This window comes from Nocardioides cavernae (assembly GCF_016907475.1).
In the GTDB taxonomy this organism is placed as follows: domain Bacteria; phylum Actinomycetota; class Actinomycetes; order Propionibacteriales; family Nocardioidaceae; genus Nocardioides; species Nocardioides cavernae.
In genome coordinates this window covers 14,994-29,968 of record NZ_JAFBCA010000001.1, presented here as the reverse complement: position 1 = coordinate 29,968, position 14,975 = coordinate 14,994, and the positions used below count along the sequence as shown (strand labels likewise).

Below are 14,975 nucleotides of genomic sequence, written 5' to 3'. Positions count from 1 at the left end.
AGGTCGTACGCCCGGGTTCGGCGATCTGTGGACAACGGGCCGGTCACCGTCGGACGACGACTTCGCACCCGAGTTCCCCGGTTGTCGACCCAGATCTCGGGCGCTCAGTGTGAGAGTCCCCGGATATCCGGGGACTTCATGAGCGCGAAACCGAGAACTACATTGATGTAGTTCGCAAGTCGACACGCCGTGCGACGGTGAAAAAGTTGAGGAAAGTGTTCCCAGTGTGACGAAAGTTCACTAACGTGCCTCGAGTTGCCCGTGCGAAGGGGAAGTCGCACGGGCCCGAGACCACCCAGGGAGCCCCGTGCCCGTCGCAGCACCGCACGACCACGAGCCACGACGGCGTACGACGTCGCGCTGGGCGAGCGCGGTCGTCCTCGTCGCCGGCCTGGCCGTCGGGGGCGGGCACGCGGCGTACGCCGACGACGACCCGACGCCCAGCGAGTCCGACGTCGCGGCCGCGAAGGACCGGGCCGACGCCAAGGGGCGCGACGTCGCCACCGTGCAGGCCGACCTGATCCGCGCGAACCTCGCGCTCGAGACCGCCGGTGACCGCGCCGCCCAGGCTGCCGAGGCCTGGAACGGCGCCCGCTGGCGCGCCGAGCAGGCACGGGCCGACGCCGACGAGGCCGAGGAGGCCGCCGAGGCAGCGCGTGAGGACGTCGAGTCGCAGCGGGAGCTGTACGCCGCGACGGTCGTGCAGTCCTACGAGGACGGCACCCAGGTGCAGGGACTCTCGGCGATCGTCGAGGCCGACGGGGTCGAGTCGCTGATCGACCGCACGGTCACGATGGGCAACACCTCGGACGCGCTCAACCACCAGTACGACTCCTTCCTCGCCTCGTCGGCCGTCGCTGACGTCACCGCGTCGACCGCGGCCCAGGCCTCCGAGCGGGCCGAGGTCGCCGAGGCGGACGCCGAGGAGGCGTACGACGCCGCCGGGGCCGCCGAGGCCGCAGCCGGGGCGGAGGCGCAGTCGGTGTCCGCCACGAAGGCCGACCTGATCGCCGAGCTCGCCGAGCTCGAGGGGATCAGCGTCCGCCTCGCCGAGAAGCGGCAGTCCGCGCTCGAGCGGGAAGCCGCCGATGCAGCAGCGGCCGCAGCCCAGGCGCAGGCCGAGGCCGTGGCTCAGGCACAGGCGGAGGCGGAAGCGGAGGCCCAGGCCGTGGCGGACGCCCAGGCGCAGGCCCAGGCGGAGCAGGAGCAGCAGTCCGCGCCGACACCCGCGCCGACGCCGACCAGCACGCCGACCACGAAGCCCACGCCGACGCCGACTCCCGCTCCGACGGCAACGCCGACGCCGACGCCGACCGAGACGCCCACACCCACGCCGACCCCCACTCCGACCCCCACGCCGACCCCCACCCCGACCGAGACGCCGACCCCGGCACCGACGCCGACGACGCCTCCGCCCCCGCCCCCGCCCCCGCCGGCGTCGACGGGTGCCGCGGCCGTGATCGCCTTCGCCGCCGCGCAGATCGGCGACCCGTACAAGTGGGGCGCCTCGGGTCCGAACGCGTGGGACTGCTCAGGCCTCACCGCGGGCGCGTGGGCGGCTGCCGGCAAGGTGCTGCCGCACTACTCGGTCGCGCAGTACACCCAGTCGACGAAGATCACCGCCGCCGAGCTCGCGCCGGGTGACCTCGTCTTCTGGGGGTCCTCGAGCAGCCCGAGCTCGATCTACCACGTCGCCCTCTACATCGGCGACGGCCAGATCATCCACGCCCCGCGCACAGGTCGGCCGGTGAGCCAGGAGTCGATGTACTACTGGCGGGCGCCGAACTTCTTCGCCCGTCCTTGACGACTGTGCACCCGAGTCTCCCGCTTGGCGCCCCAGATCTGGTGTGACCAGCGGGAGAGTCACCGGATATCCGGTGACTCCATCGCGGGCAGTTCCTCAGCGCACCTTGCGCGCCAGCCGCGCGGCCAGCTCGCCGGGGTCGAGCTGCCCGTCGAGGATGAGGCGCGTCGGCCAGGCTGAGGTGTCGATGCCCGACAGCTCCTCGAAGAGCGCGAGGTCCTTGGCGTAGATCTCGGCGACGCGCGCGAGGTCGTCGCCGGTGGGAGCGGTTCCGGGCACCTGCTCGGCGCCGGCGTGCCAGTTCTGCAGCGGCGGCACCTGCTCGAAGCGGGGCAGGTCGAGGAAGTCGGTGGTGCGGTCGACCGTCGCGGAGAAGTCGCCGAGCATCGCGCGCAGCTCGATCAACAGCCACTGCCGCCGGTCGAAGAGCTCGAAGCCGCGCTGCAGCTGCTCGCCGTAGAACCCGCGCGCCAGGCCGGTCATGTGCCGCCACCGCATGGTGCGTACGACGGCGGGATCGGGCACCTCGTCGGGCAGCGAGGTGTGCGGCCACTCGGTCAGGAAGTCCGGCCAGTCGGGCCACGCGAGGTTGCGCGAGCGCAGCATCACCCAGTGGGAGAACAGCCGCTCCAGCGGGTCGCGGAACACGGCGACGAGCGGCATGTCCGGCTTGTAGGCGCGCATCCGCTCCAGCGCGTGCGGCCAGTAGAGGTAGGTGGGCGAGGCGTCGCCGAGCAGCCGGTGCACGCCGGCCCGTCGCGGCGCGGTGTAGTCGCGGTCGTAGTCCGGCGCGGACCAGTCGACGGTCTCGTCGTCGAAGTAGTGGCGCTCCTTGTCGGGCGCCTGGCACACGAGCCGGTGCTGGTTCAGCGTCACCGCCAGCGTCGACGTACCGCCCTTCTGCACGCCCACGACGGCGAAGTTGTAGGGCATCGACCCCAGCGCTTCGCCCGGAGGGGTGGCATCCGACACGTTCATCGCGGTGAACCTACCGGCATGGCTACCTTTGGTGAATGGCCACCGACCAGGTTCCGCCCATCGCCGACGAGATGCCCACCGTCGAGCCGGAGACGGCCCCGGCCCGCGTCGAGGACGACGGGCCCCACGCCGACGACTCGGGCTACCGGCAGCCGGAGGTCGACGTCGACGCGATGCGCAGGCTGCTCGACGGCCGCTACGGCGACGTCCGCGACCTCGTGCGCGACAACCTCACGGAGCACGCGCAGATCCTGGTCGACCAGGAGCAGATGACCACCGCCGACTTCCGCGAGCGCGTGAAGGACGTCGTGGTGATGATGGCCGAGACCGGCCAGACCGGCATGGGCTTCCCGGAGGAGTACGGCGGTGGTGGCGACATCGGCGCCTCGATCGCCGCCTTCGAGACCCTCGCCCTCGGCGACCTGTCGGTGCTCGTGAAGGTCGGCGTGCAGTTCGGCCTCTTCGGGGGCGCGATCCTGCAGCTCGGCACCAGGCACCACCACGACGCGCACCTCGCCGACCTCGTCAGCGGCCGCACGATGGGCTGCTTCGCGATGACCGAGAGCGGCCACGGCTCCAACGTGCAGGCGCTCGGCACCGTGGCGACGTACGACGCCGAGGCGCAGGAGTTCGTGATCACGACGCCCGACGACACGAGCCGCAAGGACTACATCGGCAACGCTGCGGCCCACGCCGAGCTGGCCGTCGTGTTCGCCCAGCTCGAGGTCGGCGGCGAGCGTCATGGCGTGCACGCCTTCGTCGTCCCGGTCCGCGAGGACGGCCGGGTGCTCGACGGCGTCCGCATCGAGGACTGCGGCCCCAAGATGGGCCTCAACGGCGTCGACAACGGACGCATCTGGTTCGACGGGGTCCGGGTGCCGCGCACCGCGCTGCTCAACCAGTTCGCCGAGGTGACGCCCGAGGGCCGCTACCTCTCGCCGATCGACAACCCCAACAAGCGCTTCTTCACGATGCTCGGCACCCTGGTCCAGGGCCGCGTGTGCGTCGGCGGCGCCGGCATCAACGCGTCGAAGGTCGCACTCACCATCGCCACCCGCTACGCCGTGCGCCGCCGCCAGTTCGAGGCGACCGACCCCGACCAGGAGCAGGTGCTCCTCGACTACGGCATGCACCAGCGCCGCCTGCTGCCGCTCATCGCGAGGACGTACGCCCTCCACTTCGCGCAGGAGGTCGTCGCCGGGCAGCTGCACGACGTGTTCTCCGGCCCCGGGCCGATCGAGCAGGGCAGCGACGAGCACGCCCGGCGGATGCTGGAGTCACGCGCCGCCGGCACCAAGGCCCTCGGCACCTGGCACGCCACCCGCACCATCCAGGAGTGCCGCGAGGCCTGCGGCGGGGCGGGCTACCTCAGCGAGAACCGGTTCGCGGCGCTGAAGGCCGACACCGACGTCTTCACCACCTTCGAGGGCGACAACCACGTCCTGCTCCAGCTGGTCGCCAAGGGCCTGCTCACCGACTACGCCGGCGAGTTCGAGGAGATGGACCAGCTCGGCATGGCGCGCTTCGTCGCCGGCCTGGCGGTCGAGACCGTCGTGGAGCGGACGGCGGTGCACAAGCTCGTGCAGTCGGTGCGCGACCTGCTGCCCGGGGGCGACACCTGGGACCAGGAGGCCGGGCTGCTCGACCCGAACTACCAGCTCGCGATGCTGCGCTTCCGCGAGGAGCACATGATCGGCGGCGTTGCGCGCCGGCTCAAGCGAGGGATCGACCAGGGAGCGAACGCCGGCGCCGTCTTCTCCCGCGTCCAGGACCACGTCATCGCGGCCGCCCGCGCCCACACCGAGCGGCTCGTGCTCGAGGCCTTCGTCTCGAAGACCGCGGCCCTGCCCGACGGCGACCTCAAGGTCGCCCTCAACCTGCTGTGCGACCTCCACGCCCTCACCACGATCGAGGCCGACCGGGCCTGGTTCATGGAGCACGGCCGCCTCTCCAGCGCCCGCTCCAAGGCGATCAGCCGCGAGATCAACGCCCTGTGCCGCAAGGCCAGGCCGCTCGCGGTCGACCTCGTCGACGCCTTCGGCGTGCCCGAGGAGATGCTGCGCAGCCCCGAGCTCCTCGGCTGGCCCATCGGGTCGGACCACTGACGTGCGGCTCCCCGGGCTGGGCGGCTGGCACGAGGACCCGCTGTGGTCCTACGTCTACCCCTGGCTCGTTGAGCACGACCGCGTCGGGGGCGCCGCCTGGCGGGCCGGCACCGGCAGCGACCTTGCGCTCCTGCGCGCGACGGCCGACGAGATCGGCACCCTCCCGCGCGGTGCCCGGGTCCTCGACGTGCCGACGGGGTCGGGCGTCGCCCTCCGCGGCCTGCGTCCCGGTCAGGGGATCGACTACGTCGCCGCCGACATCTCGCCGACGATGCTCGGCCGGGCGCGCGCGGCCGCGACCCGGCTCGGCGTCTCCGACCAGGTCACCACCGTCCCGGCCGACGTGGGCGCCCTGCCGTTCGCCGACGCGTCGTTCGACCTCGTCATCTCCCTGACCGGCCTGCACTGCTTCCCCGACCCGCGCCGTGCCATCGCCGAGATGGCGCGCGTGCTGGCGCCCGGTGCCTCGCTCACGGGGAGCTCGCTGTTCACCGACACCGGCCCTCGCTACGAGCTGCTGCGCCGCGTCGGCACGCGCGCCGGGATCCTCGGGCCGATGTGCACCTCGACCGAGGCGGTCACCTGGCTGCGGGAGTCCGGCTGCCGCGACGTCGACCTCACCCTCCACGGCGGGATCGGCTACTTCCACGCGACCAAGCAGGAGGACCGCGGATGACCTTCGGAGGACTGCCCACCCGCTTCGAACCCGAGGGCCGCAGCCGCGGCGTCGCGCTCGTCGCCCCCGGCCGCGCCTACTCGCCGGCCGCGCCGCTGCTCGAGCTCGCCCGGCTCGCGCTCCTGCAGCACGACATCACCGTCCAGCAGATCTGGTGGGACTCGACCACCCGCGGCGACGAGGATGCCGAGGCGTGGGTACGCCGTCACGTGACCGCAGCGCACGCCGGCGAGGACGCCGACCACGTGCTCGTCGTCGGCAAGTCGCTCGGCACCCGCGCAGCGTCGTACGCCGCCGAGCGGGGGCTCGACGCGATCTGGTTCACGCCCCTCCTCGTCGACCCGGTCGTCGCCGAGGGGATCGCCGCCAACGCCGGGCGGCAGCTGCTGGTCGGCGGCCTCGCCGACGAGCTGTGGGACGCCTCCGTCGCCCGCGAGCTCGCCGACGCCGGCTGCGAGGTGCTGGAGGTGCCGGACGCCGACCACGGCATGGGGGTTCCGGGCGACGTGGTGCGGACCGCGGAGATCCACGTCGAGGTGGCGCGGGCCGTCGACGCGTTCCTGTCCGGCCTCTGAGCCTCAGCGTCCCTCGAACGACCACTGCCCGTCGTCGACGGTGATGGCGATCGACGCCGTTCCGCCACCTCCGGCGTGGCGGTAGGCGATGGACAGGCGCTCCTCGGTGGCATCGGTCACCGTCACCTCGAGCCGTGGCACCGGCAGGTCGGTGCCGTCGCCGACGTCGATCGACGTCCGATCGACCTTGACTCCCGGAGGCGGATCCGTGGTGAACCTGCCGCGACGGTCGTCAGGGACGCACAGGAAGACCGTCGTGGATGACCCGAGCGGGCGCTGCTCCTCGGAGTAGGTCACCGTCCAGTCGGAGTCCACGTCTGCGGAGTGGGAGCCACGTTGCTCGCGGCCGGCGCCGTAGCACTCCTCCATCGTGGTGGGCGCGACGAATGGCTCGCTGCACGCCGTCGACGCCGCCAGCAGCAGCGCGACCACGCCCGCTCGCCGAACCCCCATCCGACCGAGTGTCACAGAACCCGACCGGCCGGTGTCTCCATGTCGACGAAAACGTGTGACCCACCAGGAGGAGACATGCCCAGCCAGTTCCGGATCCCGCAGGCACGGCTCGACGGTGCCTACGGCGCACTCATGACCCGCATCGCCACACGCATGTGGGGCAAGGTCCCCGACAACGCCTACGTGCTCTGGCACAACAAGCCGGTCCTCAAGGCGGTCTTCGGCTTCGAGCAGAAGGTCGGCAAGTGGTCCGCGCTCGACCCCCACCTCACGACGTACGCCGAGATGGCCAGCGCCGGGGTGATCGGCTGCTCGTGGTGCCTGGACTTCGGCTACTTCATGGCCCACACCAAGGGCCTCGACGAGGCCAAGGTGCGCGAGGTGCCGCGGTGGCGCGAGTCCGACGTCTTCACCGACCTCGAGCGCGACGTGATGGCGTACGCCGAGGCGATGACCGTGACGCCCCCGGAGGTCACCGACGAGATGGTCGCCGACCTCGACCGGCAGCTCGGCCACGCCGCCGTCGTCGAGCTGACGATGATGGTCGCGGTCGAGAACGAGCGCTCGCGCTTCAACTCCGCGATGGGACTGGCCTCGCAGGGCTTCAGCGACGTCTGCGAGCTGCCGCTCGCCGAGGCTGGGACGATCAGCAGGTGAGCGAGACCGACCACTTCACCACCCACCGCAACCTGCTCTTCACCGTCTCCTACGAGATGCTCGGCTCGGCCGCCGACGCCGAGGACGTGCTGCAGGAGGTCTGGCTGCGGTGGGCGGACGTCGTGGTCGACGAGGTGCGCGACCCGCGGGCCTACCTGGTCAGGATGACCACCCGGCTCTCGCTCAACCGGCTGCGCACCCTCGCCCGGCGTCGCGAGGACTACGTCGGCACCTGGCTGCCCGAGCCGGTGCTCACCGCGCCCGACGTGGCGCAGGACGTGGAGCTCGCCGACAGCGTCTCGACCGCGATGCTGCTCGTGCTGGAGACGCTGCCGCCCACCGAGCGGGCGGTCTTCGTGCTGCGTGAGGTCTTCGACGTGCCGTACGCCGAGATCGCGGAGGCGGTCGAGAAGTCCGAGCCCGCGGTGCGTCAGATCGCCAGCCGCGCGCGGGCGCACGTCGCGGACAAGCGCCCGCGCGCGTCGGTCAGCGCTGCCGAGCGCGACGCGGTGATCGAGCGGTTCCGCGCGGCCACCGAGACGGGCGACCTGCAGGGCCTGATGGACGTGCTCGCCCCCGACGTCGTGCTGATGACCGACGGCGGCGGCAAGGTGAAGGCGGCGCTCAACCCGATCTTCGGGCGCGAGAAGGTCTTCCGCTTCCTCACCGCGGTCGCCCCGGAGGCCCTCGAGCTCGAGCCGGTCTGGCTCAACGGGTCGCCGGCGATCCAGTTCGTGGTCGCCGGGCACCGCGACGGCGTCGGCACGATGCTCGTCGAGGATGGCGTGGTGACGCAGCTGTTCCTGGTCCGCAACCCCGACAAGCTCGGCTCGGTGGCCGGCGGCGAGGTCCCGCTCTCCCGCCTGTAACGCCGGGTTACGGCGGGTACCCACTGGGTTGCTCGGGGGTGGGTACCCCCACTAACCCGGCGTTACAGCGGCCGCGGACCGTTCGCGGTGGGCGAAACCGGAACCGGAACATGCCTCCGGTTCTCCGGCGTTGAGAGGGCATGACGAACAACCTCTCGCTTCCCGTGGTGTTCCTCCACGACACGGTCGTGCTCCCCGGCATGGTCGTGCCCATCGAGCTCGACGACCAGGCCCGCGCGGCCATCGACGCCGCCCGCCTCGCCCACGACGCCGACCCCGACAACGAGCCCACCCGCGTCCTCGTCGCCCCGCGGCTCGAGGACCGCTACGCCACCCACGGCGTGGTGGCCGTGGTCGACCGGGTCGGCCGCTTCGCCGGCGGCAGGCCCGCCGCGGTGCTGCGCGCCGAGCGCCGCGTCGCCATCGGTGCCGGCGTGACGGGACCCGGTGCGGCCCTCTGGGTCGAGGCCGAGCCCGTGCCCGAGACGGTCGTCACCGAGGAGCTCCGCGCGCTCGCGGAGGACTACCGCACCCTCGTCGTCTCCATCCTCGAGCGCCGCGAGGCGTGGCAGGTGATCGAGAACGTACGCCGCCTCGCCGACCCCGACGCGCTCGCCGACATGTCCGGCTACGCGCCGTACCTCTCCGACGACCAGAAGCGTCAGGTGCTGGAGACGCCCGACGTGGGCGACCGGCTCCGCCTGCTCGTCGAGTGGACGCGGGCCTACGACGCCGAGGACGAGGTCAACGACAAGATCAGCGGCGACGTCCGCGAGAGCCTCGAGAAGAACCAGCGCGAGTTCCTGCTCCGTCAGCAGCTCGCCGCCATCCGCAAGGAGCTCGGCGAGGGCGAGCCCGACGGCTCGGACGACTACCGCGCCCGGGTCGAGGCGGCCGACCTGCCCGAGGCTGTCCGCGAGGCCGCAGTGCGCGAGGTCGCCAAGCTCGAGCGCTCCAGCGACCAGGCCCCCGAGGCGGGGTACATCCGCACCTGGCTGGACACCGTCCTCGAGCTGCCGTGGAACGTCCGCACCGAGGACTCCACCGACGTGGCCGCCGCGCGAGCCGTCCTCGACGCCGACCACCACGGCCTCGACGAGGTCAAGGACCGCATCACCGAGTATCTCGCGGTGCGCACCCGCCGGGCCGAGCGCGGCCTGGAGGTCGTGGGCGGTCGGGGCTCCGGCGCCGTGGTCCTGCTGGCCGGTCCTCCCGGCGTCGGCAAGACCTCGCTCGGCGAGTCCGTCGCCCGCACCCTGGGCCGCACGTTCGTCCGGGTCGCCCTCGGTGGCGTGCGCGACGAGGCCGAGATCCGCGGGCACCGGCGCACCTACGTCGGCGCCCTCCCCGGCCGGATCGTACGGGCGATCAAGGAGGCCGGCTCGATGAACCCGGTCGTCCTGCTCGACGAGGTCGACAAGGTCGGCGCGGACTACCGCGGCGACCCGGCTGCGGCGCTGCTCGAGGTGCTCGACCCGGCGCAGAACCACACGTTCCGCGACCACTACCTCGAGCTCGACCTCGACCTGTCAGACGTGCTCTTCATCGCCACCGCCAACGTGGTCGAGCAGATCCCGTCGGCCCTGCTGGACCGCATGGAGCTCGTCACCATCGACGGCTACACCGAGGACGACAAGGTCGCCATCGCGCGCGACTTCCTGATCCCGCGCCAGCTCGAGCGGGCCGCGCTGACCCCCGACGAGGTCACGGTCTCCGACGACGCGCTCGGCGAGCTCGCGGCCAACTACACCCGCGAGGCCGGCGTACGCCAGCTCGAGCGGCTGCTGGCCAAGGCGTTCCGCAAGGCCGCCACCCGGCTCGCGACCGGCGACGTCGAGCGGCTCGACATCGACCTCGACGGGCTGAAGGACCTGGTCGGGCGGCCGCGCTTCACGCCCGACAGCCACGAGCGCACCGACGTGCCCGGTGTCGCCACCGGCCTCGCCGTGACCGGCCTCGGCGGCGACGTGCTCTACGTCGAGACGTCGGTGTCGGCAGGCAAGGAGGGACTCACGGTCACCGGCCAGCTGGGCGACGTGATGAAGGAGTCGGCGTCGATCGCCCTCTCATGGGTGCGGGCGCACGCGGACGAGCTCGGGATCGACCCGGCCGCCTTCGAGCAGTCGATCCACGTCCACTTCCCGGCGGGCGCGATCCCCAAGGACGGCCCGTCCGCGGGCGTGACGATGGTGACCGCGCTCGTGTCGCTGCTCACCGGCCGGCCCGTGCGCTCGGACGTCGGCATGACCGGTGAGGTGACGCTCTCGGGACGGGTGCTGCCGATCGGCGGCGTGAAGCAGAAGCTGCTCGCCGCCCAGCGTGCCGGCCTGTCGACGGTCTACGTCCCGGAGCGCAACCGCGCCGACCTCGACGACGTACCCGCCGAGCTGCTCAGCGAGCTCGACGTGCGTCCGGTCGGGCGGGTGACCGAGATCCTGGCCGAGGCCCTCGAGCCGGCGACCGACGCTGTGGTGGGCGCGGGCCGCGCAGCCTGACGATCGCGGGCGACAGCCTCAGGCGTCCTCGCCGAGGCTGTCGTCGGCGATGTTGGCGAGGTCGTCGCCGTGGCCCTCGGTCTTGAAGCGCTCGAAGGAGGCCTTGACCTCGGCCTCGGCCTCGACGCGACCGACCCAGTCGGCGCCCTCGACGGACTTGCCGGGCTCGAGGTCCTTGTAGACCTCGAAGAAGTGCTGGATCTCGAGGCGGTCGTACTTCGAGACGTGGTTGATGTCGCGCAGGTGCTCCAGGCGGGGGTCGTGCGCAGGCACGCACAGCACCTTGTCGTCACCGCCGGCCTCGTCGGTCATCCGGAACATGCCGATCGCGCGGCAGGCGATGAGGCAGCCCGGGAACGTCGGCGCCTGCAGGATCACCAGTGCGTCGAGCGGGTCGCCGTCCTGGCCGAGGGTGTTCTCGATGAAGCCGTAGTCCGCCGGGTAGGCGGTCGAGGTGAAGAGCATGCGGTCCAGCCGCAGGCGACCGCTCTCGTGGTCGACCTCGTACTTGTTGCGCTCACCCTTGGGGATCTCCACCAGCACGTCGAACTCGAGCACGTCTTCCTCCACACTCTGCGGCACGCCATCGGGCCGCTCTGCCGCGTCGGGCCCGGCCCGACGCATGGGTACGGGGGCAGTGTCGCGCACAATGGCCCCGATGCGCGAAGCGAGAGGGTCGAAAAGGGTGGGACGTGACCTACGCCACTCCGGCCCGCGGCGACGCCGGTGGTCGGTGTGGCACTGGCTGCCGACCGTCCTCGTCCTGACCCTGCTGGCGGCGGGAGTGGGCGCCTACCGCTTCGAGTGGGGCCAGCGCTACCTGCCGGGGCTGGCCGCCGACCCGCAGACCGAGCCGGAGCAGGTGCCCGCGCCCGCCGGCCTCGACCTGCCCGAGTGGACGCCGCCGACCGACCACGCCGTCGCCCTCGACACCGCGGGCGCCCTCGTCCCGGACCGGGTCGCCGCGGCCGTCTCCGACGACCTGGCCGACCCCGACCTGGGCAAGCACGTCGTGGGGGCGGTCGCACCCCTGGCCCCCGGCTCGGCCGAGTGGACGACCGGCGACGGGCGCTACCTGCCTGCCTCGACCACGAAGCTGCTCACCCTGGGCGCCGCACTGGACGTGCTCGGGCCCGACCACACCTTCACCACGCGCGTCGTGCGCGGCACGGGCCCTCGCGACGTCGTGCTGGTCGGCGGGGGAGACCCGCTGCTGGCCAGCAGGTCCCTCACGGTCGCCGAGGCCGAGTCGACGTACCCCGCCCGCGCCGACGTGACCACGCTCGCCCTGCAGGTCGCCGAGGCACTCGGCGGCCAGGGACGCGTCCGGGTCCGCTTCGACGACAGCCTCTTCAGCGGCCCGACCGACAACCCGGCCTGGCGGCGCGACTACGTCCCGGACGACATCGTCAGCCCGATCACCGCGCTCATGGTCGACGGCGGCGACGAGCCCGACAGCGACCTCAAGTCCGACGAGCCGTCGCTGGCGGCCGCCCAGGTCTTCGCCGACGGCCTGCGCGCCGCGGGGCTCCGCGTGAACGGGCAGCCGCAGCGGGTCGTCGCGCCGGCCGGCGCCGAGGAGCTCGCCTCCGTCGAGAGCGCGCCGCTGTCGCAGGTCGCGGAGCGGATCCTCGACGTCAGCGACAACGAGGGCGCCGAGGTGGTGGGCCACCAGGTAGGTCTCGCCACCTCCGGCACCGGGTCGTTCGAGGCGGGCGCCGCCGGGGTGCTCGACACCCTCGGCGGGCTCGGGATCGACGTCGCCGGCGCCGAGGTGTACGACGGCTCCGGCCTGTCGCGGCGCAACCGGGTCTCGACGTCCCTGCTGATCGACCTGATCCAGCACGCCGCCGGCCCGGACGGTGAGGGGATGCGCAGCCTGGTCACCGGGATGCCCGTCGCCGGGTTCACCGGGTCGCTCACCTACCGCTTCGCCGAGGGCCCGGCCGTCGCCCGCGGCCTCGTGCGCGCCAAGACCGGCACGCTCACCGGCGTGCACGCCCTCGCCGGCATCGCCGTCGACCGCGAGGGGCAGCCGCTCGCCTTCGTCTTCGGGGCGGACAAGTCCCCGCCGATCGAGAGCTACGACTCGCAGGAGGCCCTCGACCGCGCCGCAGCCTCCCTCGCCGCCTGCCGCTGCTCGGACTGACGGGCGGTCGAGCACGGCCGGGCTCCCGGGTCTCGATACGCCCCGTCGCGGCCTCGCAGGCTCGGCCGCGGGGCCACTCGACCTCCTTCCCCAATGCCGCGGGCTCATTCTTCGCCCCCGGCTAGGGTCAGGACATGAACCTCGTGGACTGGGACTTCGCCGTCACCGTGGGAGCCCGGGTGGCCGGACCGGGGCCGGACGTGTCGCCCGACGAGGCGGCTGCGGCCGTCGTCGAGCTCCGCGAGGGCGCGACGCGCTCGACCCCGCTGGTCCGTGAGTTCACCGGCCTGCACACCGAGGCCGGCACCGCGCCGGTGCTGGTCGTCGACCGCAGGGGCTGGCTGCGCGCCAACGCCGACGGCTTCGCCAAGCTCCTGACCCCGGTCGTGGACAAGCTCATCGAGAAGAAGGGCCCCCCGTCGGCGTTCGCCGAGGCCGTCGGCACCCGGGTCACGGGCGCCGAGGTCGGCCTGATGCTCGGCTTCCTCAGCAGCAAGGTGCTGGGGCAGTTCGACCCGTTCCACGAGCCGTACGGCCGGCTGCTGCTGGTGGCGCCCAACATCGTCCACGTCGAGCGCGAGATCGGCGCCGACCCGACCGACTTCCGGCTGTGGGTGTGCCTCCACGAGGAGACCCACCGAGTGCAGTTCACGGCCAACCCGTGGCTCGGCCAGCACCTGATGACCCAGATGCACGCGGTCGCCGACACGCTCGAGCCGAGCGCGCTGCTCGACGGGCTCCGCCGCGGCGCCGACGTGATCCGCGGCGGCAATGGCAGCATCATCGACCTCGTCTCATCGCCCGAGCAGAAGGAGATCCTCGACCGGGTCACCGGGGTGATGTCGCTGCTCGAGGGCCACGCCGACGTCGTGATGGACGGCGTCGGTCCCACCGTCATCCCGTCGGTGGCGGAGATCCGCCGCAAGTTCAACCAGCGTCGCAAGGGTGTCGGCTCGGTCGACAAGCTGCTGCGGCGGCTGCTCGGCCTCGACGCCAAGATGGCGCAGTACCGCGACGGAGCCGTGTTCGTCCGCCACGTCGTCGACAAGGTCGGCATGGAGGAGTTCAACGCGGTGTGGACGGGCCCCGAGACCCTGCCGTCCAAGGCCGAGATCACCGACCCCGACGCCTGGGTCGCCCGCGTGCTGTGACGCTCCACCCCTCGGTCGCGGCGGTCCGGCTACCGGTCCGCCGGACGCTGTCCGGCCTCGAGGCTCGGGAAGGCAGGCGGGAGACCGTCGCCGTGGCGTGCAGCGGCGGTGCAGACTCCCTCGCCCTCGCGTCCGCGACCGTCTTCGAGGGGCACAAGGTCGGCCTGCGCGTGGTCGGCGTGACGGTCGACCACGGCCTGCAGGCCGGCTCTGCCGAGCAGGCCGACCGGGTCGTCGCCCAGCTCGCGGCGATGGGCGTCGACGAGACGCTCACCGCGCGCGTCGACGTCGACGCCGCGTCGGGGATGGGGCCGGAGGCTGCCGCCCGCGAGGCGCGGTACGCCGTCCTGGAGCAGGTCGCCGAGCATCTCGAGGCACGGCTCGTGCTGCTCGGCCACACCCTCGACGACCAGGCCGAGACGGTGCTGCTCGGCCTCACGCGCGGCTCGGGCGGCCGGTCCCTGCAGGGCATGCGGCCGTCGTTCGGGGTTTTCGCGCGCCCGCTGCTCGGCGTACGCCGTGCCGACACCGTCACCGCCTGCCTGGTGGAGGGGCTCGAGGCCTGGGCCGACCCCCACAACGCCGACCCGGGCTACACCCGGGTGCGAGTGCGTGACCGGGTGCTGCCGGTCCTCGAGGCCGAGCTCGGCCCCGGGATCGCCGAGGCCCTCGCCCGCACCGCGGACCAGCTGCGCGAGGACACCGCCCTGCTCGACGACCTCACCGACCACGCGCTCGCCCGCGCCCGCCGCGACGGCGGCCTCGACGTCGAGACCCTGCGCCTCGAGCCGACGTCGATCCGGCACCGCGCCCTCCACCGCGCCGCCCTCGACGCCGGGTCGCCGCCCTCCGAGCTGACCCGCGACCACGTCCTCGCCGTCGACGAGCTCCTCGTCGGCTGGCGAGGCCAGAAGTGGATCGACCTCCCCGGCCCGCTCCGCGCCCTCCGCCGCGACGGGCTGCTGCTCATCGAGGCACCGTGAAGGCAGTTCGCGGCACCAGTCACGGCGGTCACGCTCACCGCCGACCGGTGCCGGGCCGAACTGCCTGCACGGTGTCCTCC

General features: G+C 72.7%; 13 protein-coding genes. 10 read left to right on the top strand and 3 right to left on the bottom strand.

The window, feature by feature from the left end; genetic code table 11:
* Nucleotides 1–307 precede the first annotated feature (307 nt).
* Nucleotides 308–1,804: a C40 family peptidase gene (locus JOD65_RS00150; RefSeq protein ID WP_307820843.1), complete on the top strand. Its 1,497-nt coding sequence runs from the start codon at nucleotides 308–310 to the stop codon at nucleotides 1,802–1,804.
* Nucleotides 1,805–1,900: 96 nt separating this feature from the next.
* Here the strand turns inward: JOD65_RS00150 and JOD65_RS00145 are convergent, their stop codons facing one another.
* The gene (locus tag JOD65_RS00145; RefSeq protein ID WP_191194323.1) at nucleotides 1,901–2,782 is read right to left on the bottom strand and encodes a sulfotransferase domain-containing protein; all 882 of its coding nucleotides are present in this window, start codon (nucleotides 2,780–2,782) and stop codon (nucleotides 1,901–1,903) included.
* 35 nt (nucleotides 2,783–2,817) lie between these two features.
* Here JOD65_RS00145 and JOD65_RS00140 point away from each other — a divergent pair, with 35 nt between their 5' ends.
* The 3 genes from JOD65_RS00140 to JOD65_RS00130 are packed head-to-tail and all read left to right on the top strand — an operon-like array spanning nucleotide 2,818 to nucleotide 6,138.
* Nucleotides 2,818–4,887, top strand: coding sequence for an acyl-CoA dehydrogenase family protein (locus tag JOD65_RS00140; RefSeq protein WP_224747154.1), 2,070 nt, complete (start codon nucleotides 2,818–2,820; stop codon nucleotides 4,885–4,887).
* A gap of 1 nt (nucleotide 4,888) precedes the next feature.
* The gene (locus JOD65_RS00135) at nucleotides 4,889–5,563 is read left to right on the top strand and encodes a class I SAM-dependent methyltransferase (protein ID WP_191194324.1); all 675 of its coding nucleotides are present in this window, start codon (nucleotides 4,889–4,891) and stop codon (nucleotides 5,561–5,563) included.
* Nucleotides 5,560–6,138: an alpha/beta hydrolase gene (locus tag JOD65_RS00130; protein ID WP_191194325.1), complete on the top strand. Its 579-nt coding sequence runs from the start codon at nucleotides 5,560–5,562 to the stop codon at nucleotides 6,136–6,138. Before JOD65_RS00135 ends, JOD65_RS00130 begins: the two co-directional genes overlap by 4 nt.
* Before the next feature lie 3 nt (nucleotides 6,139–6,141).
* Here JOD65_RS00130 and JOD65_RS00125 read toward each other — a convergent pair whose 3' ends face one another.
* Nucleotides 6,142–6,591 carry a hypothetical protein gene (locus tag JOD65_RS00125; RefSeq protein ID WP_191194326.1) on the bottom strand — a complete coding sequence of 150 codons (450 nt, stop codon included), beginning with the start codon at nucleotides 6,589–6,591 and terminating at the stop codon, nucleotides 6,142–6,144.
* Between the two features lie 75 nt (nucleotides 6,592–6,666).
* Between JOD65_RS00125 and JOD65_RS00120 the strand changes: the two genes are divergently transcribed.
* The 3 genes from JOD65_RS00120 to lon all read left to right on the top strand — a co-directional run bounded on the left by JOD65_RS00120 (nucleotide 6,667) and on the right by lon (nucleotide 10,612).
* Entirely contained in the window at nucleotides 6,667–7,248 is a 582-nt protein-coding gene (locus JOD65_RS00120; protein ID WP_191194327.1) for a carboxymuconolactone decarboxylase family protein, read from the top strand.
* A 56-nt stretch (nucleotides 7,249–7,304) separates the two neighbouring features.
* Nucleotides 7,305–8,117 carry an RNA polymerase sigma-70 factor gene (locus tag JOD65_RS00115; protein ID WP_239558010.1) on the top strand — a complete coding sequence of 271 codons (813 nt, stop codon included), beginning with the start codon at nucleotides 7,305–7,307 and terminating at the stop codon, nucleotides 8,115–8,117.
* 140 nt (nucleotides 8,118–8,257) lie between these two features.
* Complete coding sequence (gene lon / locus JOD65_RS00110) at nucleotides 8,258–10,612, top strand: endopeptidase La (protein WP_191194328.1); 2,355 nt, start codon at nucleotides 8,258–8,260, stop codon at nucleotides 10,610–10,612.
* A gap of 18 nt (nucleotides 10,613–10,630) precedes the next feature.
* Here the strand turns inward: lon and JOD65_RS00105 are convergent, their stop codons facing one another.
* Nucleotides 10,631–11,170: an inorganic diphosphatase gene (locus JOD65_RS00105; RefSeq protein WP_307820842.1), complete on the bottom strand. Its 540-nt coding sequence runs from the start codon at nucleotides 11,168–11,170 to the stop codon at nucleotides 10,631–10,633.
* A gap of 127 nt (nucleotides 11,171–11,297) precedes the next feature.
* Here JOD65_RS00105 and dacB point away from each other — a divergent pair, with 127 nt between their 5' ends.
* The 3 genes from dacB (at nucleotide 11,298) to tilS (ending at nucleotide 14,895) form a co-directional block, all read left to right on the top strand.
* Nucleotides 11,298–12,761: a D-alanyl-D-alanine carboxypeptidase/D-alanyl-D-alanine endopeptidase gene (dacB, locus tag JOD65_RS00100; protein WP_191194330.1), complete on the top strand. Its 1,464-nt coding sequence runs from the start codon at nucleotides 11,298–11,300 to the stop codon at nucleotides 12,759–12,761.
* A gap of 134 nt (nucleotides 12,762–12,895) precedes the next feature.
* Entirely contained in the window at nucleotides 12,896–13,912 is a 1,017-nt protein-coding gene (locus tag JOD65_RS00095; protein ID WP_191194331.1) for an Rv3626c family coenzyme F420 biosynthesis-associated protein, read from the top strand.
* The gene (tilS, locus tag JOD65_RS00090) at nucleotides 13,909–14,895 is read left to right on the top strand and encodes a tRNA lysidine(34) synthetase TilS (protein ID WP_191194332.1); all 987 of its coding nucleotides are present in this window, start codon (nucleotides 13,909–13,911) and stop codon (nucleotides 14,893–14,895) included. Before JOD65_RS00095 ends, tilS begins: the two co-directional genes overlap by 4 nt.
* Nucleotides 14,896–14,975: the final 80 nt, after the last annotated feature.